This window comes from Sphingomonas sp. ABOLE, assembly GCF_003950455.1.
GTDB classification, from domain to species: domain Bacteria; phylum Pseudomonadota; class Alphaproteobacteria; order Sphingomonadales; family Sphingomonadaceae; genus Sphingomonas; species Sphingomonas trueperi.
Map to the genome: position 1 here is coordinate 114,423 of NZ_QQWY01000002.1, position 18,965 is coordinate 133,387.

25 protein-coding genes are annotated in these 18,965 nt (G+C 66.7%); 9 read left to right on the forward strand and 16 right to left on the reverse strand.

Annotated elements, in window-relative coordinates; genetic code table 11:
* The first annotated feature begins 226 nt into the window (after positions 1 to 226).
* Genes CA234_RS01900 through CA234_RS01915 form a run of 4 tightly spaced genes read left to right on the forward strand, consistent with a single transcriptional unit; the run spans position 227 to position 4,351 of the window.
* Complete coding sequence (locus CA234_RS01900; RefSeq protein ID WP_125973074.1) at positions 227 to 1,132, forward strand: LysR substrate-binding domain-containing protein; 906 nt, start codon at positions 227 to 229, stop codon at positions 1,130 to 1,132.
* Between the two features lie 59 nt (positions 1,133 to 1,191).
* Positions 1,192 to 1,692, forward strand: coding sequence for a sterol desaturase family protein (locus CA234_RS01905; protein ID WP_125973076.1), 501 nt, complete (start codon positions 1,192 to 1,194; stop codon positions 1,690 to 1,692).
* A gap of 50 nt (positions 1,693 to 1,742) precedes the next feature.
* Complete coding sequence (gene msrB / locus CA234_RS01910) at positions 1,743 to 2,156, forward strand: peptide-methionine (R)-S-oxide reductase MsrB (RefSeq protein WP_125973078.1); 414 nt, start codon at positions 1,743 to 1,745, stop codon at positions 2,154 to 2,156.
* A 44-nt stretch (positions 2,157 to 2,200) separates the two neighbouring features.
* Complete coding sequence (locus CA234_RS01915) at positions 2,201 to 4,351, forward strand: PBP1A family penicillin-binding protein (RefSeq protein ID WP_125973080.1); 2,151 nt, start codon at positions 2,201 to 2,203, stop codon at positions 4,349 to 4,351.
* Positions 4,352 to 4,413: 62 nt separating this feature from the next.
* Here CA234_RS01915 and CA234_RS01920 read toward each other — a convergent pair whose 3' ends face one another.
* From CA234_RS01920 to CA234_RS01930, 3 genes are read right to left on the reverse strand one after another with little or no spacing between them, the layout of a single operon-like run.
* Positions 4,414 to 5,085, reverse strand: coding sequence for a SprT family zinc-dependent metalloprotease (locus CA234_RS01920; protein ID WP_125973082.1), 672 nt, complete (start codon positions 5,083 to 5,085; stop codon positions 4,414 to 4,416).
* On the reverse strand, positions 5,082 to 5,525 hold the full coding sequence (locus CA234_RS01925; protein ID WP_125973085.1) for a YcgN family cysteine cluster protein: 444 nt from the start codon (positions 5,523 to 5,525) through the stop codon (positions 5,082 to 5,084). The genes CA234_RS01920 and CA234_RS01925 overlap by 4 nt, the downstream gene beginning before the upstream one ends.
* Complete coding sequence (locus CA234_RS01930) at positions 5,513 to 6,094, reverse strand: SCO family protein (protein ID WP_125973087.1); 582 nt, start codon at positions 6,092 to 6,094, stop codon at positions 5,513 to 5,515. Before CA234_RS01930 ends, CA234_RS01925 begins: the two co-directional genes overlap by 13 nt.
* Before the next feature lie 71 nt (positions 6,095 to 6,165).
* Here CA234_RS01930 and CA234_RS01935 point away from each other — a divergent pair, with 71 nt between their 5' ends.
* Positions 6,166 to 6,783 (forward strand): ankyrin repeat domain-containing protein, encoded by a 618-nt coding sequence (locus CA234_RS01935; RefSeq protein ID WP_126000734.1) that lies wholly within the window; start codon positions 6,166 to 6,168, stop codon positions 6,781 to 6,783.
* A 7-nt stretch (positions 6,784 to 6,790) separates the two neighbouring features.
* Here CA234_RS01935 and CA234_RS01940 read toward each other — a convergent pair whose 3' ends face one another.
* The 11 genes from CA234_RS01940 to CA234_RS01990 all read right to left on the reverse strand — a co-directional run bounded on the left by CA234_RS01940 (position 6,791) and on the right by CA234_RS01990 (position 13,667).
* Positions 6,791 to 7,288 carry an MmcB family DNA repair protein gene (locus CA234_RS01940; protein ID WP_126000780.1) on the reverse strand — a complete coding sequence of 166 codons (498 nt, stop codon included), beginning with the start codon at positions 7,286 to 7,288 and terminating at the stop codon, positions 6,791 to 6,793.
* Between the two features lie 83 nt (positions 7,289 to 7,371).
* Positions 7,372 to 7,989 (reverse strand): cell wall hydrolase, encoded by a 618-nt coding sequence (locus tag CA234_RS01945; protein ID WP_241213155.1) that lies wholly within the window; start codon positions 7,987 to 7,989, stop codon positions 7,372 to 7,374.
* Positions 7,990 to 8,186: 197 nt separating this feature from the next.
* Entirely contained in the window at positions 8,187 to 8,528 is a 342-nt protein-coding gene (locus CA234_RS01950; protein WP_126000736.1) for a DUF1491 family protein, read from the reverse strand.
* Positions 8,525 to 8,992 (reverse strand): PaaI family thioesterase, encoded by a 468-nt coding sequence (locus CA234_RS01955; protein WP_126000737.1) that lies wholly within the window; start codon positions 8,990 to 8,992, stop codon positions 8,525 to 8,527. The genes CA234_RS01950 and CA234_RS01955 overlap by 4 nt, the downstream gene beginning before the upstream one ends.
* Positions 8,979 to 9,446 carry a PTS sugar transporter subunit IIA gene (locus tag CA234_RS01960; protein WP_125973097.1) on the reverse strand — a complete coding sequence of 156 codons (468 nt, stop codon included), beginning with the start codon at positions 9,444 to 9,446 and terminating at the stop codon, positions 8,979 to 8,981. The genes CA234_RS01955 and CA234_RS01960 overlap by 14 nt, the downstream gene beginning before the upstream one ends.
* A 45-nt stretch (positions 9,447 to 9,491) precedes the next feature.
* Complete coding sequence (gene raiA / locus CA234_RS01965; protein WP_125973099.1) at positions 9,492 to 10,091, reverse strand: ribosome-associated translation inhibitor RaiA; 600 nt, start codon at positions 10,089 to 10,091, stop codon at positions 9,492 to 9,494.
* Positions 10,092 to 10,126: 35 nt separating this feature from the next.
* On the reverse strand, positions 10,127 to 10,837 hold the full coding sequence (dnaQ, locus tag CA234_RS01970) for a DNA polymerase III subunit epsilon (protein ID WP_125973102.1): 711 nt from the start codon (positions 10,835 to 10,837) through the stop codon (positions 10,127 to 10,129).
* A 7-nt stretch (positions 10,838 to 10,844) separates the two neighbouring features.
* Positions 10,845 to 11,450: a dephospho-CoA kinase gene (gene coaE, locus CA234_RS01975; protein WP_125973104.1), complete on the reverse strand. Its 606-nt coding sequence runs from the start codon at positions 11,448 to 11,450 to the stop codon at positions 10,845 to 10,847.
* The gene (gene aroE / locus CA234_RS01980; RefSeq protein ID WP_126000738.1) at positions 11,447 to 12,256 is read right to left on the reverse strand and encodes a shikimate dehydrogenase; all 810 of its coding nucleotides are present in this window, start codon (positions 12,254 to 12,256) and stop codon (positions 11,447 to 11,449) included. Before aroE ends, coaE begins: the two co-directional genes overlap by 4 nt.
* Positions 12,253 to 12,852, reverse strand: coding sequence for a nucleoside triphosphate pyrophosphatase (locus CA234_RS01985; RefSeq protein WP_125973108.1), 600 nt, complete (start codon positions 12,850 to 12,852; stop codon positions 12,253 to 12,255). The genes aroE and CA234_RS01985 overlap by 4 nt, the downstream gene beginning before the upstream one ends.
* Positions 12,852 to 13,667 (reverse strand): pyruvate, water dikinase regulatory protein, encoded by an 816-nt coding sequence (locus CA234_RS01990; protein ID WP_206431076.1) that lies wholly within the window; start codon positions 13,665 to 13,667, stop codon positions 12,852 to 12,854. Before CA234_RS01990 ends, CA234_RS01985 begins: the two co-directional genes overlap by 1 nt.
* Before the next feature lie 302 nt (positions 13,668 to 13,969).
* On the opposite strand from CA234_RS01990, the gene hemE reads away from it, so the two are divergent.
* The 4 genes from hemE (at position 13,970) to CA234_RS02010 (ending at position 17,738) form a co-directional block, all read left to right on the forward strand.
* Positions 13,970 to 15,001: a uroporphyrinogen decarboxylase gene (gene hemE / locus CA234_RS01995; protein ID WP_125973287.1), complete on the forward strand. Its 1,032-nt coding sequence runs from the start codon at positions 13,970 to 13,972 to the stop codon at positions 14,999 to 15,001.
* A complete protein-coding gene (locus CA234_RS02000) occupies positions 14,998 to 15,450 on the forward strand; it encodes a CopD family protein (protein WP_125973110.1) in 453 nt (150 codons plus the stop codon). The genes hemE and CA234_RS02000 overlap by 4 nt, the downstream gene beginning before the upstream one ends.
* Positions 15,451 to 15,625: 175 nt before the next feature.
* Positions 15,626 to 16,882 carry a transcription termination factor Rho gene (gene rho, locus CA234_RS02005; RefSeq protein WP_064313625.1) on the forward strand — a complete coding sequence of 419 codons (1,257 nt, stop codon included), beginning with the start codon at positions 15,626 to 15,628 and terminating at the stop codon, positions 16,880 to 16,882.
* A 136-nt stretch (positions 16,883 to 17,018) separates the two neighbouring features.
* Entirely contained in the window at positions 17,019 to 17,738 is a 720-nt protein-coding gene (locus CA234_RS02010; protein WP_125973112.1) for a TerC family protein, read from the forward strand.
* Between the two features lie 45 nt (positions 17,739 to 17,783).
* On the opposite strand, the gene CA234_RS02015 is transcribed toward CA234_RS02010, so the two are convergent.
* A complete protein-coding gene (locus CA234_RS02015) occupies positions 17,784 to 18,479 on the reverse strand; it encodes a dienelactone hydrolase family protein (protein WP_125973114.1) in 696 nt (231 codons plus the stop codon).
* The gene (locus CA234_RS02020) at positions 18,476 to 18,955 is read right to left on the reverse strand and encodes a methylated-DNA--[protein]-cysteine S-methyltransferase (RefSeq protein ID WP_125973289.1); all 480 of its coding nucleotides are present in this window, start codon (positions 18,953 to 18,955) and stop codon (positions 18,476 to 18,478) included. Before CA234_RS02020 ends, CA234_RS02015 begins: the two co-directional genes overlap by 4 nt.
* Positions 18,956 to 18,965: the final 10 nt, after the last annotated feature.

Below are 18,965 nucleotides of genomic sequence, written 5' to 3' on the forward strand. Positions count from 1 at the left end.
CAAAAAGGGCGGCCTTGGAAAGTTTTAGGAGAGGATGCCTGAAAGGCACCCCCTATGTGCAGTGCGGCACGTTTTTGTGCAAGTGCGAAAATTACACCGCGTACATGCACGGCTTGCAATCGCGATTGTCCGGAGCGATATTCGCTCCAGCGGGAAAAAGTTGTGCGGGCGGGTATCGTTCGCACAAACCCATTGCTGCACCGCACCAAAGAAGAGAGACGGATCGATGCGACGCCTCCCGCCGCTCACCGCGATCGAGGCCTTTGTCCAGGTCGCCCGCCTGGGCTCGATCAAGGCCGCCGCCGAGGAACTGGCGCTGTCCTCGCCCGCGCTCAGCCGGCGGGTGCAGGCGCTCGAGCGCTTCATCGGCAAGCCCTTGTTCGAGCGACGCCACCAGTCGCTACGGCTCAACGACGATGGCGACCGGCTGCTCAGCCTGATCGCGCCGGCGCTCGACACGATGACCGATGCGATCGAGACGATGACCAGCGGCAGCGAGTTGCTGCGGCTCCGGCTCGGCGTGCTGCCGCTCTATGCGACGCAACAGCTGCTGCCGCGCCTGCCCGAGCTGAAGAAGCGGCACCCCGAGCTGCATCTCGACGTCGATACCGGCAGCCACGGCATGGCGCGGCTCGGCGACGGGCTAGATGCGGCGATCGTCATCGCCCGGGACATCGACCCCGGCTATTATTCGCGTCGGCTGGACCGCAACCGGGTCCACGTGATCGGCGCGCGCAGCCTGGTGGAGGGCCCCAATCCGGTGCGCGACCCGATGGACCTGTCGCGGCTCACCGCATTGGTCCACCGCGAAATGCCCGAGACCTTCACCGCCTGGCGCATGGCGGCGGGTTATCCCGACCTCGAACCGGCGGCGATCGACCTGTTCGATTCGGGCAACCTGATGCTGGAGGCCGCCGCGCAGGGTCTCGGCGTCGCCTTCATGCTCGAATCGCACTACCAGTCCGCCCGCGACGAGCGGCTGGTGCAGCTGTTCGACCTGACGGTGGAGAGCCATTACAGCTACTGGTTCGTCTGCCGCCCCCGCGCGCTGACGCTGCGGCCGGTGCAGATCTTCCACGACTGGCTGATCTCGGCGATGGGCGCGGACCTCCTAGACGTAGCACCGGACTGACCCTGCCTCTTTGGGCAAAGTCAATGGAATGGCGCGGCGGGATCGCCTACATGGGGGCCATGTCGCCGCTCAACGCCGTCCTGATCTTCCTCGCCACCGTGCTCGGCATGGAGCTGTTCGCCTATGCCGCGCATCGCTGGATCATGCACGGGCCGGGCTGGTTCCTCCATAAGAGCCACCACCGCCCGCGCACCGGCAATTGGGAGCTCAACGACCTCTATGCCGTGATCTTCGCGGTGCCCTCCTTCGTGCTGCTGCTCGGCGGCGTGCAGCTCGGCTGGTGGCCGGGCTTCACCTGGATCGGCGCGGGAATCGCGGCGTATGGCGCGATCTATTTCGGCTTCCACGACCTGATCGTCCACAAGCGGATCCGCCACCGCTACATTCCGCGCTCCAGCTACATGAAGCGGATCGTCCAGGCGCACCGGCTCCACCACGCCGTGCGCACCCGCAAGGGCACGGTGAGCTTCGGCTTCCTTTACGCCCCCAAGCCCGAAGTGCTGAAGGCGCAGCTGCGCGAGAGCGGCGCGGTGGTGCAGCGGATCACCATCCCGGACTGAGCGCTTCGGCGGATTGACGGCACGGCCCGCCGAACCCACATTTCGGGCCTATGGAACAGCTGAATCTCTCCGAATCCGAATGGCGCAAGCGCCTCACCCCCGAGCAGTTCCACGTGCTGCGCGAGGCGGGCACCGAGCGCGCCTTTTCGGGCCGCTACAACGACAACAAGGCCGACGGCATCTATCGCTGCGCCGGCTGCCAGCTCGAGCTGTTCGACAGCATCGACAAATATGACTCCGGCTCGGGCTGGCCCAGCTTCACCCAGCCGGTGGCGCCCGACCATGTCAGCGAGCATGCCGATACCAGCCACGGCATGCGCCGCATCGAGGCGCGCTGCGCCCGCTGCGACGGCCATCTCGGCCATGTCTTCCCCGACGGCCCGCCGCCAACCGGACTGCGCTACTGCATGAATTCGGTCAGCCTCGAGTTCCGGCCGCGCGCTGCTGGGGCTTCCGCCGCCTGATCCTTGTGGGAAGCCCCGCAAGCCTGTAATCGACCACGCCGTACATGGCCGTGAAATCGAAAACCGCAGCTGCGCCCTGGTGGCGCCGGGGCTCCTTCTGGAAGAAGTTCTTCCTCTGGTCGCTGATCAGCGGCGTGGCGTTGGCGCTGATCGCCTGCATCGCGCTGGTGATCGCGGTCTATTCGGCGCGCTCGACGCTGCCGAGCTTCGACCAGATGAAGTCCTCGCCCAACGGCCAGATGATCCGCGTCCACGCGGTCGACGGCACCGTGCTGGTCTCGCTCGGGCCGAGCTATGGCGAATGGATCAAATACGACCAGATCCCGCAGGCGATGAAGGACGCGATCATCGCGACTGAGGATCGCCGCTTCGAATCGCACTGGGGTGTCGATCCGGTCGGCGTGGCGCGCATCTTCTGGGTCGCCAAGCGGCTGCATGACGAAGGGCGGCGCCTGCAGGGCGGCTCGACCATCACCCAGCAGGTGGCGCGCACCATCTTCCTGTCAAACAAGTACAGCGTCACCCGCAAGATTCGCGAGGCGATCCTGGCACTGGCGCTCGAACGCAAATTCTCCAAGCAGGAGATCCTCGAGCTTTACCTGAACAAGGTCTATTTCGGCGGCGGCGCCTATGGCATCGACGCGGCGAGCCGCAAGTTCTTCGGCCATCCCGCGACCAACCTGTCGCTCGGCGAATCCGCGATCATCGCCGGCCTGGTAAAGGCGCCGTCGCATTATTCGCCGACCGCCGACGCCGAGGCCGCGGTCGACCGCGCGACGGTGGTGCTCAAGCTGATGGCCGAAGCCGGCAAGATCAGCGAGGCCCAGGCCAACAGCACCGACCCGCACGCCGTGCAGCTGGCGCCCGAGCCCAAGCAGAACAGCGTCCGCTACTTCACCGACTGGGCACTGCCCCAGCTGGAGACGCTGATCGACGAGACCGACGCGCCGCTCGACGTGTGGACGACGCTCGACCTCAACATGCAGCGCAGCGCCGACCAGGCGATCCGCGTCAACGCACCCGACGGGGCGCAGGGCGCGCTGGTCTCGATCGACCGGGACGGCGCGGTGCGGGCAATGGTCGGCGGCAAGGACTATGTGTCCTCGATCTACAACCGCGCGACCCAGGCCCAGCGCCAGCCGGGCTCGTCGTTCAAGCTGTTCGTCTATCTCGCGGCGCTCGAAGCCGGGCACAAGCCCGACGACGTGGTGGTCGACGAACCGGTGACGATCGACGGCTGGACCCCGCGCAACGATTCGCGCCGAAACAGCGGCCCGATCACGATCCGCACCGCCTTCGCCTATTCGGTCAACACGATCGCGGCGAAGCTCGGCCAGGAGGTGGGCTTCACCACCGTGGCCGACATGGCGAAGCGCTTCGGCATCACCACCCCGATCAACACCCAGCCGGCGATGGTGCTCGGCACCTCCAACGTTCGCCTGATCGACATGACGCGCGCCTTCGCCTCGGTGGGCAATAACGGCGTGGCGGTAACGCCCTATGGCATCACCCGTGTGACCGCCAACAACCGCGTGATCTACCAGCATGAGGTGGATACCAGCCACGTGCTGGTCGCCAACTACGTCGCGGCGCAGATGATCGACCTGATGCAGACCGCCGTCGCCACCGGCACCGGCCGCGCCGCGCAGATCGGACGTCCTGTCGCGGGCAAGACCGGCACGACCAGCTCGAACAAGGACGGCTGGTTCATCGGCTTCTCCAGCGGCCTCACCACCGGCGTGTGGATGGGCCGCGACGATGCCAAGGTGGTGCCGGGCCTGCAGGGCGGCCGTGCGCCTGCGCGGGCGTTCCACGACTTCATGATCCAGGCGGTTGCCAACCGGCCGGTCGAGCAGTTCGAGACCCAGCTGACGCCACCGGACAACATGCTCGAGCCCGACGAGGACGCCTATGGCGCACCCGACAACGGCATGATGGTCGATCCGGACGGCAATCCGATCGCTCCGCCGCCGCAGGTGCCGATCGAGCCGCAGGACGACGAGGGCATGGACGGCACCGATCCGGTCCAGCAGGGGGGACGCCCGGCGCCCGTCCAGCAGCAGGGCGAGCGGCTCGACCGCGACTGGATCAACCGCATGACCGGCCGCCCGCCGGCGCAGCAGCAGCAGCAACCCCGCCAGCCGCAGCGCCAGCCCGCGCCGCAGGATCGCCAGCGGCCCAACGACGAATATTGAGGACGAGGGCACTGCTCTAATCGCCCCGCCCGCAGGCGGGAGGGGGACTGGCAGGCGGGAGGCTATTCGCGCCCGATCCAGTGCAGGCCGGCGCCATGTTTGCGCAGCCAGTGCCGATGCGGCGAAGGGTCGGCGCCGTAGAGCTGCTCGACCAACGCGTGGAAATCGGGGCCGTGGTTCATATGGACCCGGTGCGCGACTTCATGCGCCACCGTCGCCCGGCGGACCTCGCTGGGCGCCAGGATCAGCCGCCAGCTGTAGCGGATCACCCCCGTCGAGGCGCAGCTTCCCCAGCGGCTGCGCGCATCGCCGATCGCCACCTTGGTGACCCGCACCCCGGCAAGCGCTGCATAGTGCGCAGTCTCCTCGCTCAGCACCCGCAGCGCCTCGGCTTGCAGCCAGCGCTCGACGCGGCGGCCGAGGCCTTCCGCCGTCCCGCCGCAGAGCAGCTGGTCCCCCTCGCGCCGTACGCCGCGGACACCGGCGACCGGCCAGACGATCGCCAGTTCGCCGTCGCCAAACGGCACACGCGCTCCCGGCACGAACGGGCGGCCACCCGGCAGCCGCTCACGCTGCGCGTCGATCCAGCCCTGCTGCTCGCCCACCCATTGCATCGCCTTGGCGAGACTCGCGCGCGGCGGGATGGTCAGCCGAATTTTGCCGTCGCGGGGATCGATCGCGAGCCGCATCCGCCGCGCGCGGGGATGGCGGATCACTTCGAGCCCCTCGATCAAAGGCGGCGGTCCGTCATGTGGTGTTCGAGATCGCCGGCATCCTCCTCGGAGATGGTCCAGCCCCGGGTCGATTCGCCGGCCTGGTGCACCGCCTCGCGGTCGCCCGAGACGAGATAGTGCCAGTCGGGCAGCTTCTCGCCGTTGGCGCGCAGGCGATAGGCGCAGGTGGTGGGCAGCCATTCGATGTCGGCCACGTTGCGCGTCGTCAGCCGCACGCATTCGGGCACATAGGCGCGGCGGTGCTTGTAATCCTTGCACAGTCCCATCCGCCGATCGAGCAGCTTGCAGGCGACGTTGGTCGCGAACAGCTCACCGGTCTCCTCGTCCTCGAGCTTGTGCAGGCAGCACTTGCCGCAGCCGTCGCACAGGGCTTCCCATTGCGCGCGGTCCAGGGCCTCCAGCGGCAGATCTTCCCAGAATTTGATGGTCAACGCACCCAATGCTCAAGCTCGGCGACGATCGCCGGGGGATCCTTCTCCAGCGGCAGGCTGGTGATCGGCTTGCTGTCCGGCCCCATCAGATAGGCCACTTGGGTGTGGCCCATCAGATAGCCCGACGGCGTCGGCTGCTTCATATAGGCGACCGCATATGCCTTCGCCACCTGCGCGATCGCTTGCGGCGATCCGGTGAGGCCGACGAGGCGCGGATGAAAGTTCGCGACATATTGCTTGAGCTGCGCCGGCGTATCGCGCTCTGGGTCGACCGTGATGAACAGCGGTACGATCTTCTGCGCGGTGCGCGGCGCCTGCTTGTCGAGCACACGCAACGCTGCGCCGATCTTGGTCAGGTCGGTCGGGCAAACATCGGGACAATAGGTGTAGCCGAAATAGACGATGCGGTATTTGCCCGCGAAATCGGCATCGGTGACGGTCTTGCCGTTCTGGTCGGTGAGGGTGAACGGCCCGCCGATCCGCGCCCCGGCCAGCGGGGGTTCGCCGGGGCTGCCGCCTCCGCAGGCCGCCAGCGCCAATATTGCGGAAGCTATCAATGCGCGAAACATCCAGTTCATGGTATCCACCGCCAGTCTTTGCTAGGAACGCCGCTGCATCCGTCGCCAGTATCGAAGGTACCGATCCAGCAATGACGTTCCGTCTCGCCTCTGCCGCCGCCGCGGCGCTTCTCCTCCTGCCGCTTCCGGCGCTCGCCCAGGGCATGGGCCAGCCGCGCGAGAGCATCCAGTTCCTCGACGCGATCCGTAAGGCGGATGGGAACAAGGTCAACGAGTTCCTGCGCGACAAGGCAGCCTCGATGATCAACGTCAAGGATCCCTATGGCACCGGGGAAGCCGCGCTGCACATCGTCGTCAAGCGCCAGGATCCGACCTACCTGACCGTGCTGATCAACCAGCCCGGCATCAACGTGAACATCCAGGATCGCGACGGCAACACGCCGCTGATCGTCGCCGCCGGCCTCGGCTGGGCACCGGGGGTCGATGCGCTGCTCGCCAAGAAGGCCAACGTCAACCTGGCGAACAATGGCGGCGTCACCCCGCTGATCCGCGCGGTGCTTTCGCACGACGCCGAGGTGGTCAAGAAGCTGCTCGATGCCGGGGCGGACCCCGATCGCAGCGATTTCGGCGGCGGCCTCTCGGCGCGTGAATATGCCAAGCGCGAGACCCGCTATCCGTCGATCGCCAAGCTGCTCGCCGATGCGCCCAAGGTCGGTCGTGCTGCGACGGCGGCGGGCCCCAAGCTCTAACCTAGGATCAGAACCCGTCGGCGACGTCGGGATCGAGCATCCCCAGCAGCCTTCGTCCCGCCCGGCGGGCGAAGGCGAGCGTGGCCTTGCGGCGGGCGGGCGCCGCCAGCGGCACCGTTGCCGCCTCGCGCGCCACCGCTGCGTCATAGCGATCGGCGACGATCAGCCCGGTGCGTTCAGGCAGAAAATGCGGCTGGTCGAGCGGACGCAGATCGAATCCCTGCGGCACCGCCCAGAAGAAGCGGTCGCAATGGCCTAGATATTCCGGCCATTTCGCATCGCCGAGCAGGTCGGCGCGCGACACCTTGATCTCGACGATGACGATGTTGCCGCGCGCATCCAGCGCCATCAGGTCGACCCGCCGGCCGCCCTCCAGCGGCACCTCGCTGATCGCCACGCAATCGTGGCGCAGCAGCATCCTGGACACGCCGCGGACCACGTCCGCAGCGACCAGTGCCTCGGCTTCGGGGGTGAGGCTAGCGGGCAGGGGCGTGTGCGCATTCATCGCCAGAACATAGAACATTTAGCGAACACAGAAAAGCCGCCGAATCGCTTCGGCGGCTTTTCAGGCGAACGGACGAGGTCCGATCAGCGATAGAAGATGTGGTTCCCCACGGTCGCGACGGTGGCGCGGCCCTGCGCGCCGTTGACGTAGCGCGCATGGAAATAGAGCGCGTCGCCGGCGGGGCTTTCCCACAGATTCTCGCGGGCGACCTGAGCGACGGCAAGCGCGCGGCGCCAGTGCGCATTCGCCGGCGGAGTCGGCAGCTTGCCGCCGCGGACGAACGAGAACTGGCCCTTCTGGGTCACCACCGAGCAGACCGAACCGGGGAAGCGGCCCGAGGTGCTGCGGTTGAGGATCACGTCGGCAACCGCGAGCTGGCCCGACAGCGGCTCGCTGCGGGCTTCGAAATAGACGCCGGTGGCGAGGCAGCGGAGTTCGCGATCCTCTTCGAGCGCGGCGATGTCTTCCTGCGCGGCGACCGCGTCGGAGAGAGTGGCGTATTCCGGGGTGGCATCGTCCTCGGCGTCGGTCCCGTGCTGCTCGACCGCAGCCTGGGGCGCGGGAACCTGCTGGGAAGCAAGGACGTTCTGAATCTGTGCCGGTGCCGGCTGCACCGTCGCCTGAGTCTTCGCTTCCTGCTGGGGGAGCGGGCTCAGGTTGAGCGTGGCGGCATTCGCAAGTGCGCCAGCGCAAAAAGTCACAGCTGCGAAAGTTGCAGCCCGTGGCAGAAACTTCATTTCATATCTGTATTGTGCGGTTGGCGTGCGATCGGCCGCTGCTCCCGAGGAGACTGGACCGTCGGACTTACCCCCCGACTGCGTAACCGATCGACTTCACACCCCGAACGGCACAACGCGAATTGACGTGGTGAACCCTTTCGCGGGCGTGGGCCGGACTGTCAACAAAGGTTCATCGTTTCAGCGGCGAACCGTTCGCCGCCTGCGATATCCAGTTCGACGACCCATAGATCGCCGTCGCGCTCCCGCCGCCGTCGCCAATAGGCGCCGGCCTCCGCCTCGTCCGCCAGTTCCTTGGGGCCGGAGGGGAGCAGCGCGCGCTCGCCGTCGGGGCCGATCCCCCCCTCCACGAAGCGCGGGTTGGCGCCGCGTTCGAGCAGCAGCAGCAGGATCGCACCCGAAGTCGCGTCGCCCTTGGCCAGCACCATCGCCGATCCGCCCGCGGCATCTGCCCGCCGCACGAGCGCGCTCACCAGCATCGCGCTGGTCAGCCGCGGGGTCATGCGGTGCGATAGCCGGGCAGGGTAGCGAGCGCGATCCGCGAGCGCATGAAGGTGCCCGTGCCCCGCGCGGCTTCTTCGCCCTGCGCGTCGATCAGCCGCGCCTCGGCGACGAACACCCGACGCTGGCCGCTCACCCAGCGGCCTTCGGCGATCACCGGCCCTTCGGGCAGGGGCCTGGTCAGCAGCAGGTTGAAGGCGGTGGTCAGCAGGAAGCGATCGGTGACCAGGCTGTTCGCCGCATAGAAGGCGGCATCGTCGAGCATCTTGAAATAGCTGGTGCCGTGCGTCGCCCCGGCCGCGTGGAAATAGCGCGAGTCCACGTCGAAGCGGATCCGCGCGATCCCCGCCTCCGGAATCTCGAGCACCGAGGGGAAGAGCTGGTTGATCGGGGCGGCGGCGTAGAGCGATTCGAGCGCCCGGTAATGCGCCTCGGCCCCGGTCGGCGCCGATTCAGGCGGCGTCACGCGCCTCGACTCCGGTGAGCAGCACGTAGAGCGCGTCCTTCGAGCCCGCGCCGCGCAGCTTCTCGGCAAAGGGCCGCTCGCGCAGCCGCCGCGATACCGAGGCGAGCGCCTTCAGATGCTCGGTGCCGGCATTGGTCGGCGAGAGCAGCATGAACACCAGATCCACCGGCAGCTCGTCGACCGCGCCGAAATCGAGCGGCTGCTCCAGCCGGGCGAACACGCCGCACACGTGCGGCAAGTCGTCGAGCCGGGCGTGCGGGATCGCGATGCCGCCGCCGAAGCCGGTCGAGCCCAGCCGCTCGCGCTCGGCCAGCCGCTCGGCCACCAGCTTGGCGTCGACCCCGTAGGTCGCCGTCGCACTGGCACCAAGCTGCTGGAACAGCGCCTTCTTGTTACCCGCCGTAACGCCGGCGAGCACCGCCTCCGGCACGAGCAAATCGCTCAGATCAGTCATGAAATCGTTCCAAAGAAGCGGTGCTGCCCGTCGGGCAGGCCGGCCTTACGCCGGTGCGCGGTTGGGCTCAACCCAGCCAATCGTTCCGTCGCCGCGGCGATAGACCATATTATAGGCGCCTGTACCGCTGTTGCGGAACAGCAATGCGTTGGTATTGCGCAAGTCGAGCATCATCACTGCGTCCGAAACCGTGGCGTCCGGTACGTCGACGCGCGTCTCCGCGATCACCAGCGGTGCATCGGCGACTTCTTCCTCGGCAGCCGGTTCCTGGAACAAGGTATAGCCGGCATTGTCGAAACCATTGTCATAGGCGCCGCCCTCGGCCAGCGCGATCACTTCGGTCGGACGTCGATCCTTGAGCCGTCGGACATAGCGTCGCAGCTGCTTGTCGATCCGGTCGGCCGCGCCATCGAACGCGCCATGCGCTTCCATGCCGCTGTTGGTCGCCTTGAGCACCAGGCCTTGCGTCACGTGCATCACGATGTCGCAGGTGAAGCCGTTGTCGTGCGGGCCCTTGCCGAAGGTGATCTGCGAGGAGATGGCGCGGGAGAAATATTTGTCGGCGATACCCTGGACCCGATCCGTCACCTGCGTCTTGAGCGCTGCGCCCGTATCGACCTGATGCCCCGAGATCCGGATATCCATAATGTACCTCCACTTCGCAATTAGGGACGAGCGACCTAGGGCTGCGCCGGAACCGCGTCGATTGTGGGAACACCCCATAGCGGCTCGTCCAGGGACTTCAGAAACGCTGCGTGCCGTTCAAGTTCCACCGCACTCGCGGTAAACCGTCGCGCCGGCCGGATATGTACCCTGCTCGGCGCCTCGGCGGCGGTCTCGGGCACCACCGGGACTTCTTCCGCCAGGCCCAGCGTGATCTGGCGGCCGCCGGTCAGCTCGACATAGACCTGGGCCAGCAGCTGCGCGTCGAGCAGCGCGCCGTGCAGGGTACGCGCGCTGAGATCGATGCCGTAGCGGCTGCACAGCGCGTCGAGCGTGTGCTTGGCACCGGGATGCCGGGTGCGCGCGAGCACCAGCGTGTCGACCATGCGGCTGAGGTCGACGATCGGACGGCTGCAGCGGCCGAGTTCCCCGTTGAGGAAGCTGAAGTCGAACCCTGCATTGTGCGCGACCATCGGCGAGTCGCCGATAAACGCCAGCAGATCCTCGACGACATCCTCGAACACCGGCTTGTCGGAAAGAAATCGCTCGGACAGGCCGTGGACGTTGAACGCCTCCACCGGCATGGCGCGCTGCGGATTGATATAGGCGTGGAAGTGGTTGCCGGTGGCAACCCGGTTCACCAGCTCGACACAGCCGATTTCGACGAGGCGGTCGCCGCCTGAGAAGCTGAGTCCCGTCGTTTCGGTGTCAAACACGATTTCCCGCATGGAGCGCTTATCCACCCGCAGGCGGCGCGAGGCAAGCGATGACGTTCCGTACGCAATCTTCCGTAACCTGCAGGCCTTCGCCGGTGGGGATGACGAAATCGGCGCGGGCGCGTTTCTCGGCGTCGGGCATTTGCCGCGCGAGGATGGCGTCGAAGCGTTCCGCGGTCATGCCGGGGCGGGCGAGGACGCGGTTACGCTGCACCTCAGGCGGGGCGGAGACGACGGCGATCTTGTCGACATGCCGCCAGCCGCCGGCCTCGAACAGCAATGGTACGTCAAGAACGACCAGCGGCGCATCGGCGTGGGCCGCCAGGAACGACTCGCGCGCCTCGGCGACGGCGGGGTGCAGGATCGCTTCGAGTCGGGCGAAGGCGGTGGGGTCGGCCATCACCGCCTCGCGCAGCAGCGTGCGATTCACCCCGAGTTCTGTGGTCGTGTCCGGAAACTCGGCTTCGATCGCCGCGACCGCCGCGCCACTCGGACCCTGGAGGTGGTGGACGGTCGCATCGGCGTCGAACACCGGCACGCCGTCGGCGGCGAACATCGCCGCGACGGTCGACTTGCCCATGCCGATCGAGCCGGTGAGCCCGAGCACGATCGGCCGCCTGCTCATGCAGTGAGCAGCGCGCGCAGTTCCTCGTCGCGATCGCGCGGGGGTTCGGCGCCGAAGAAGAGCTCGAAGGCGAGCGCGGCCTGGCCGACCAGCATCTCGAGGCCGTCCACCGTGTCCAGCTCGCGGTCGCGCGCCTGGGCGAGCAGCGGCGTCTCGAGCGGGGCATAGACGATATCGTAGACCACGGCATGTTCGGGCAGCGGATCGAGATCCAGGTCGAGCGGCGGCTGGCCGTCCATGCCGAGCGGGCTGGCATTCACCAGCAGATCGGCCGCGGGCAGGGGCGCGCCGATCGGCAGCGCATCGCCCCTCACCCCGAAGCTGGAAAGCAAGGCGGCTGCCTTGAGCACGTTGCGGTTGAGGATCGTAACCCGGCCGATACCCACGCGAGACAAGGCGAACAGGACCGCGCGGGCCCCACCGCCGGCGCCGACCACCACCGCATGGCGGCCTTCCAGCTCCAGCCCGGCAATCGGCGAGAAGAAGCCGCCGGCATCGGTGTTGGTGCCGATCAGCGCGCCGTCGTCACCGCGAATCACCGTATTCATCGCGCCGATCGTGCTGCGCACGCCCCCGGGATCGCCGACCAGGTCCATCACCGCCAGCTTGTGCGGAATCGTGACGTTGCAACCGCGCCAGTCGGCGTCGTCCCTGGCTCGGGCGAAATAGCCGGCGAGGTCGTCGCCCAGCACATGGGTGCGGCGATAATCGCCCTCGATCCCCAGCGCATCGAGCCAGAACTTGTGGATGATCGGCGATTTGGAATGGGAGATCGGATCGCCGATCACCTCGGCATAGCGAGTCACTTGGGCATCACTCCCCGGGTGCGCAGATAGTCGAGAATCGGCAGCAGCGGCATGCCGAGGATGGTGAAATGGCTGCCGTCGGTCCGGCTGAAGAGCTGCACGCCGGGCCCCTCGATCCGGAAGCAGCCGACGCAACCGGCGATCGCCGGCCATTCGACATCGAGGTAGGATTCGATGAACGCCTCGCTCAGCGGGCGGACGTGGAGCCGGGCGCGATCGACATGCCGCCACACCGGTCGGCCGCCCTCGGCGATCACCGCCGCGCTGTAGATGTCGTGGGTCTTGCCCGACATGCGCTGGAGATGGTCGCGCGCCTGTTCGCGGGTCTCGGGCTTGTCGAGCAGGCTGCCATCGTCGAGCGCGACGAGCGAGTCGCCCCCCAGCACCAGGGCCTGCGGGGCCATGCGCGAAACCTTGAGCGCCTTCAGCTCGGCGAGCGCATCGGCAAGGTCGCGCGGGGACGTACCCTCGGCGAGCAGCGATTGCTTCGCGCTGGCCTCATCGACCAGCGCCGGCAGCGCCTCGTGCGCCACGCCTGCGGCATCGAGCATTGCCCGGCGCGAGGCGCTCTGGGAGGCAAGGACTAGAGTCGGCATTATCGGCGGTCCATTTCACGGTCGTTGCACAGCTGGATGATCGCGGCCGCGGTCTCCTCGATCGAGCGACGGGTGACGTCGATCACCGGCCAGCCGTGGTCGGCGAACATCCGGCGGGCAAAGGCGATCTCGCGCTGCACCGCTTCCTGGTCGACATAGTCGGTCTGGGGCGCCTGGTTGAGCGAGAGCAGCCGGTTGCGGCGGATCTGCACCAGCCGGTCGGCGCTGGTGGTGAGCCCGACGATCAGCGGCCGCTGGAGCTGGAACAGCTTGGCCGGGGGCGGGGACTCGACCACGATCGGGATGTTCGACACCTTGTAACCGCGATTGGCGAGATAGATCGAGGTCGGCGTCTTCGACGAACGCGACACGCCGGCGAGCAAAATGTCGCTTTCCTCCCAATCCTCCCAGCCGATGCCGTCGTCATGCGCGATGGTGAACTGGATCGCGTCGACGCGGGCGAAATAGGCGGCATCGAGCATGTGCTGGCGGCCCGGCCGCGCCTTGGCTTCCTGGCCGAGGAGATTGGACAGCGCATGGCTCACCTGGTCGAGCGGCGCGATCGCCGGGAGCCCCAGCGCGCGGCAGCGCGTCTCGAGCATGCGGCGGATGTCGCGATTGACCAATGTGTAGATCACCAGCCCGGGGTTCTGCGCGATCTCCTGCAGGATGCGTTCCAGATGCGCCTCGCTGCGCACCATCGGCCAGAAATGGCGCAGCGGCTCGACATCGTCGAACTGCGCCAGCGCCGCCTTGGCGATGTTTTCCAGGGTCTCGCCGGTGGAGTCCGAGAGCAGGTGCAGGTGCAGCCGCATCAGGCTGGGGACCGATCTGTGCATAACATGGCGAACAAGCGGTAGCGTAACCGCGGCATCCGGCCAACCCGCCCGATTCCGCGATTCAGCTGGTGATTCGTCCACAGCCGCATCCCCAGCTTGTGCTTTCCATGCACAGCCTGTGAGTCTTGTGGACAGTTTTTCCGAATCCGTGCGATTCCGCATGGCAGCAGGAGTCAAATTGTTGGCAACTGACTCACATCGCCATAAGCCCCGGCTTTCACCGGCCAACAGACTCCAACATCCTGAGAATCGAATCTTCTAGTAGTGGGATCCCGGCTCTGACTCTTCGCGCATCCAAGCCGCTGCTCGCGACCCTTCGAGGGACTCGCCAGCCCATTCCGCCCGTCTGGCTCATGCGCCAGGCCGGCCGATACCTGCCCGAATATCGTGCGCTCCGTGCCGAGAAGGGGGGATTCCTCGCGCTCGCGATGGATTCCGACGCGGCGGCCGAAATCACGCTGCAGCCGATCCGCCGCTTCGGCATGGACGGCGCGATCCTGTTTTCCGACATCCTCGTGGTGCCGATGGCGCTGGGCCAGAAGCTGTGGTTCGAGACCGGCGAAGGCCCCAGACTCGCCCCGACGGTGACCGCGAGGGACGTGCTCGACAGCTTCGATGCAGATTCCAGCGTCCTGGAGCCCATCTACGGCACGATTCGACGCGTGAAGGCCTCCCTGGACCCCTCGACCACCCTCCTGGGCTTTGCGGGCTCCCCCTGGACCGTGGCGACGTACATGATTGCCGGCCAAGGCAGCCGCGAGCAGGCCGAGGCCCGCCGCCTTGCCTATCGCGACGAGGGCCTGATGCAGGCGCTAGTCGATCGCATCGCCGACCAGACCATCGCCTATCTGCGGGCCCAGGCCGAAGCCGGGGTCGAGGCGGTGCAGCTGTTCGACAGCTGGGCCGGCAGTCTCAGCCCCGCCCAGTTCGAACGCTGGGTGATCGCCCCCAACGCGCGGATCGTGGCCGCCGTTCGGGATCTGGTGCCCGTGATTGGATTCCCGAAGGGGGCAGGGGGCAAGCTCGCCGCCTATGCTCGCGAAACCGGAGTCGATGCGATCGGACTCGATGAGACGGTCGACCCTGCATGGGCGAACGCAGTGTTGCCGGAAGGACTGCCGGTACAGGGCAACCTCGATCCGCTGGCGCTGATCACCGGCGGCACGGTGCTCGATCATGCGATCGATCGGATCCTCGCGGCCTTTCCGGAGCGGCCCCATGTGTTCAATCTGGGCCACGGTATCCTGCCCGACACGCCGATCGCGCATGTCGAGCAGCTGCTGGGCCGCGTACGAGGAACCGCAGCATGATCGGCTGGCTGGGCAGTGCCTATCTCTGGGTGAAGGCGTTCCACGTCATCTTCGTGATATTCTGGATGGCGGGGCTGTTCCTGTTCCCGCGCTACCTGATCCACCACCAGGAGGCGCTCGGCACGCCCGAGGCGGCGGCCTGGGCGAAGCGCGAGGCGCTGCTCAAGCGGATGATCCTCACGCCTTCGATGCTGATCGTCTGGGTGCTCGGGCTGGCGCTCTCGGCCAATATCGGGCTGTTCGACGGCCAGGCGGGAATCGGCTGGCTCCATGCCAAGCTGCTGCTCGTCGTGCTGCTCAGCGGCTATCATGGCTGGGCGGTGGGCTATGCGCGGAAGCTGGGCCGGGGGGAGGCGCCGATCGCGACGCGCACGCTGCGTTTCCTCAACGAAGTACCGGCGCTGGCGCTCGTCTTCATCGTCATCCTCGCCGAGGTGAAGCCGTTCTGAGAAGTACTGCGATTCGGCGAGGTAATCTGCGCCGAATCGCAGTTGACTTGGGGCAACCCGCTACCTAATTTTGTTGGCGTGTGCCGAGCCCGGTGCATCCTTCCTTCAAGCATCGACTCCTGCGCGTACACATCGCCGATCGACGCTCTCCCCCCTTAGAATTTCCGGACCTTCCATGCATCTCAAGGACCTCAAGAAAACCGCCCCCGCCGAGCTGGTCACCATGGCCGAGGCACTGGGCGTCGAGAGCGCGTCGACGCTGCGCAAGCAGGACCTGCTCTTCGCCATCCTCAAGGCCCAGGCCGAGCAGGGTGACCAGATCATGGGCGAAGGCACGATCGAAGTGCTGCCCGACGGCTTCGGTTTCCTCCGCTCGCCCGAAGCGAACTATCTCGCCGGCCCCGACGACATCTATGTCAGCCCCAACCAGGTCCGGAAGTTCGGCCTGCGCACCGGCGACACGGTGGAAGGCGAGATCCGCGGGCCGAAGGACGGCGAACGCTATTTCGCGCTCACCAAGCTGGTGAAGGTCAATTTCGACGATCCCGATGCGGTGCGCCACCGCGTCAACTTCGACAACCTGACCCCGCTCTATCCAGAGCAGAAGCTGCGCCTCGACACGCTCGACCCCACGGTCAAGGACAAGTCGGCCCGCGTGATCGACATCGTCGCACCGCAGGGCAAGGGCCAGCGCGCGCTGATCGTCGCGCCGCCGCGCGTCGGTAAGACCGTGCTGCTGCAGAACATCGCCAAGGCGATCACCGACAACCATCCCGAAGTCTTCCTCATCGTGCTGCTCATCGACGAGCGCCCGGAAGAAGTCACCGACATGCAGCGTTCGGTGAAGGGCGAAGTGATCAGCTCGACCTTCGACGAGCCGGCCACGCGCCACGTGCAGGTCGCCGAAATGGTGATCGAAAAGGCCAAGCGCCTGGTCGAGCACAAGAAGGACGTGGTGATCCTGCTTGACTCGATCACCCGCCTCGGCCGCGCCTACAACACCGTGGTGCCGAGCTCGGGCAAGGTGCTGACCGGCGGTGTCGACGCCAACGCACTGCAGCGTCCGAAGCGCTTCTTCGGTGCTGCCCGCAACATCGAGGAAGGCGGCTCGCTTTCGATCATCGCCACCGCGCTGATCGATACCGGCAGCCGCATGGACGAAGTGATCTTCGAAGAGTTCAAGGGCACCGGCAACTCGGAAATCGTCCTCGACCGCAAGGTGGCGGACAAGCGCATCTTCCCGGCGCTCGACGTCGGCAAGTCGGGCACCCGCAAGGAAGAGTTGCTGGTCGAAAAGGCCAAGCTCACCAAGATGTGGGTGCTGCGCCGCATCCTGATGCAGATGGGCACCATCGACGCGATGGAATTCCTGCTCGACAAGATGAAGGACTCGAAGACCAACGAGGACTTCTTCGACAGCATGAATCAGTAACGCACGGGTTTCCGACCGCTATTTTGGAGGGGCCGGGCCGTGCTGCCCGGCCTTTTTGCGTTAGGGGTAATGGAACGTCTCGGCTCGGGCATGCGTAGGCGTTGCGTACGCCGATCAGGGCGCTAGGGTTTTTGGCATGATCGATCTTCTTCTCAGCGCCGCCGCGGGCGGTATCGGCTCCCCGCTCGACATCTGGCAGCACATCGTCGCCGATTTCTCCAACCTCGGCGATCCGGCGGCACTCGCCGCCTTTGGCTCGGTTCTGATGATCGACCTGGTGCTGGCGGGCGACAATGCCATTGTCGTCGGCGCGCTGGCGGCGGGGCTGCCGGCGGACCAGCGCAAGAAGGTGATCCTGATCGGCATCGGCGCGGCGCTGGTGCTGCGCATCGCCTTCGCGCTGATCGTCAGCTGGCTCATGGGCATCGTCGGGCTGATCTTCGCGGGCGGGCTGCTGCTGCTCTGGGTCAGCTGGAAGTTCTGGCGTGAGATCCGCCATGGCGGTGAAAGCGCCGGCTCGGAGGAGATCGAAGGCGACGAGCATTCGGGCGTGCGTTCGGCGCGCAGCTTTGCCGGGGCCGCCTGGGCGGTTGCGGTCGCGGACGTCTCGATGAGCCTCGACAATGTCTTGGCCGTTGCGGGCGCCGCGCGCGAGCATCCGGGGATTCTGGTGGTCGGGCTGCTGCTGTCGGTGGCGCTGATGGGGCTCGCGGCGAACCTGATCGCCAAGCTGATCGATCGCCACCGCTGGATCGCCTATTTCGGCCTGGCGGTGATCGTCTTCGTCGCGTGCAAGATGATCTACGAAGGCTGGGTGGGCACGCCTGGCACCGCGGGCATCACCAGCTTATTCTGATGCCCAGGACCCCTCCCTGCTCGGCAGGGAGGGGTGAGCAAGGCCTCAGCCCAGGTTGGCGGCGAAGAACTCCGCAGTGCGCTTGTCGGCGAGCTGCGCGGCCTCTTCCGACCGGCGTTTGCCGAGCTCGGCGGCGAAGCCATGGTCCTCGCCCGGATAGTCGAACAGCGTGACCTTGGGGTGACCGTCCAGACCCTCGTGCATCTTCGCTTGTACCTCAGGCGGAACGAAATGGTCGGCGACCGGGATATGTAGCATCAGTGGCTTGGCGATGGCGTGCTTCTCGTCGAGCAGCCCGTCGATCCCCACCGCATAATAGGCGACGCTCGCATCGATGTCGGTTCGTGCCGCGGTCATATAGGCGAGGCGGCCGCCAAGGCAAAAGCCGACGGCACCGACCTTGCCGCCGCCGAGTTCGGCACGCGCGACCTGGATGGTCGATTCGATGTCGGCGATGCCCTTGTCCTGGTCGAACTTGCCGAACAGGTCCAGCGCCTGCTGGAATTGCTCCGGCACATCGGCGTCGAGCTCGATACCGGGCTCGAGGCGCCAGAACAGGTCGGGCGCGATAGCCAGATAGCCCTCTTGCGCGAAGTCCTCGCACTTCTGGCGGATGCCGTCGTTCACGCCGAAGATTTCCTGGATCACGATGATCGCCGCGCGTGGGGTGCCCTCGGGACGCGCGACATAGGCGGAGAAGCTGCCGGTCTCGTCCAGGGCGTCGATCGTCAGAGTGCTCATAGCAGATAGTCTCCGGTTAGGCGCCGCTCATGCTCGAGCAGCCAGGATTTGGTGATCGGTCCTTGCCCGGCCGAATAGGCGCCGAGCCCGCCGCCCTGATTCACCACGCGGTGGCAGGGCACAACGAGCGGGAAGGGATTTCGGGCACATAGCTGACCGATTGCGCGGGCGCTTGAGCCCAGCGCGCGTGAAAGTTCGCCATAGCTGATAACCTTTCCGAACGGCACAGCGATCAGGCCGTCGCGCAGAAACGCGCCGCGCGGTGTGGACGCTGGCGCCAGCGCCACGTCGAAGTCGCGCCGTTCACCGGCGAACCATTGTTCGAGCTGCTCCGCGGCCGCCCGCACGGCTGCCGCACTGCCGTGGCTGGCGGGGCCTTCGACGCCGATGGTGATGCGCTCCAGATACCCCTCCTTGCCTTCGATCCGGATCGGGCCGATGGGCGTTGCGATCAGGGCATGGTCGCGCGCATACATGGCCATGGCC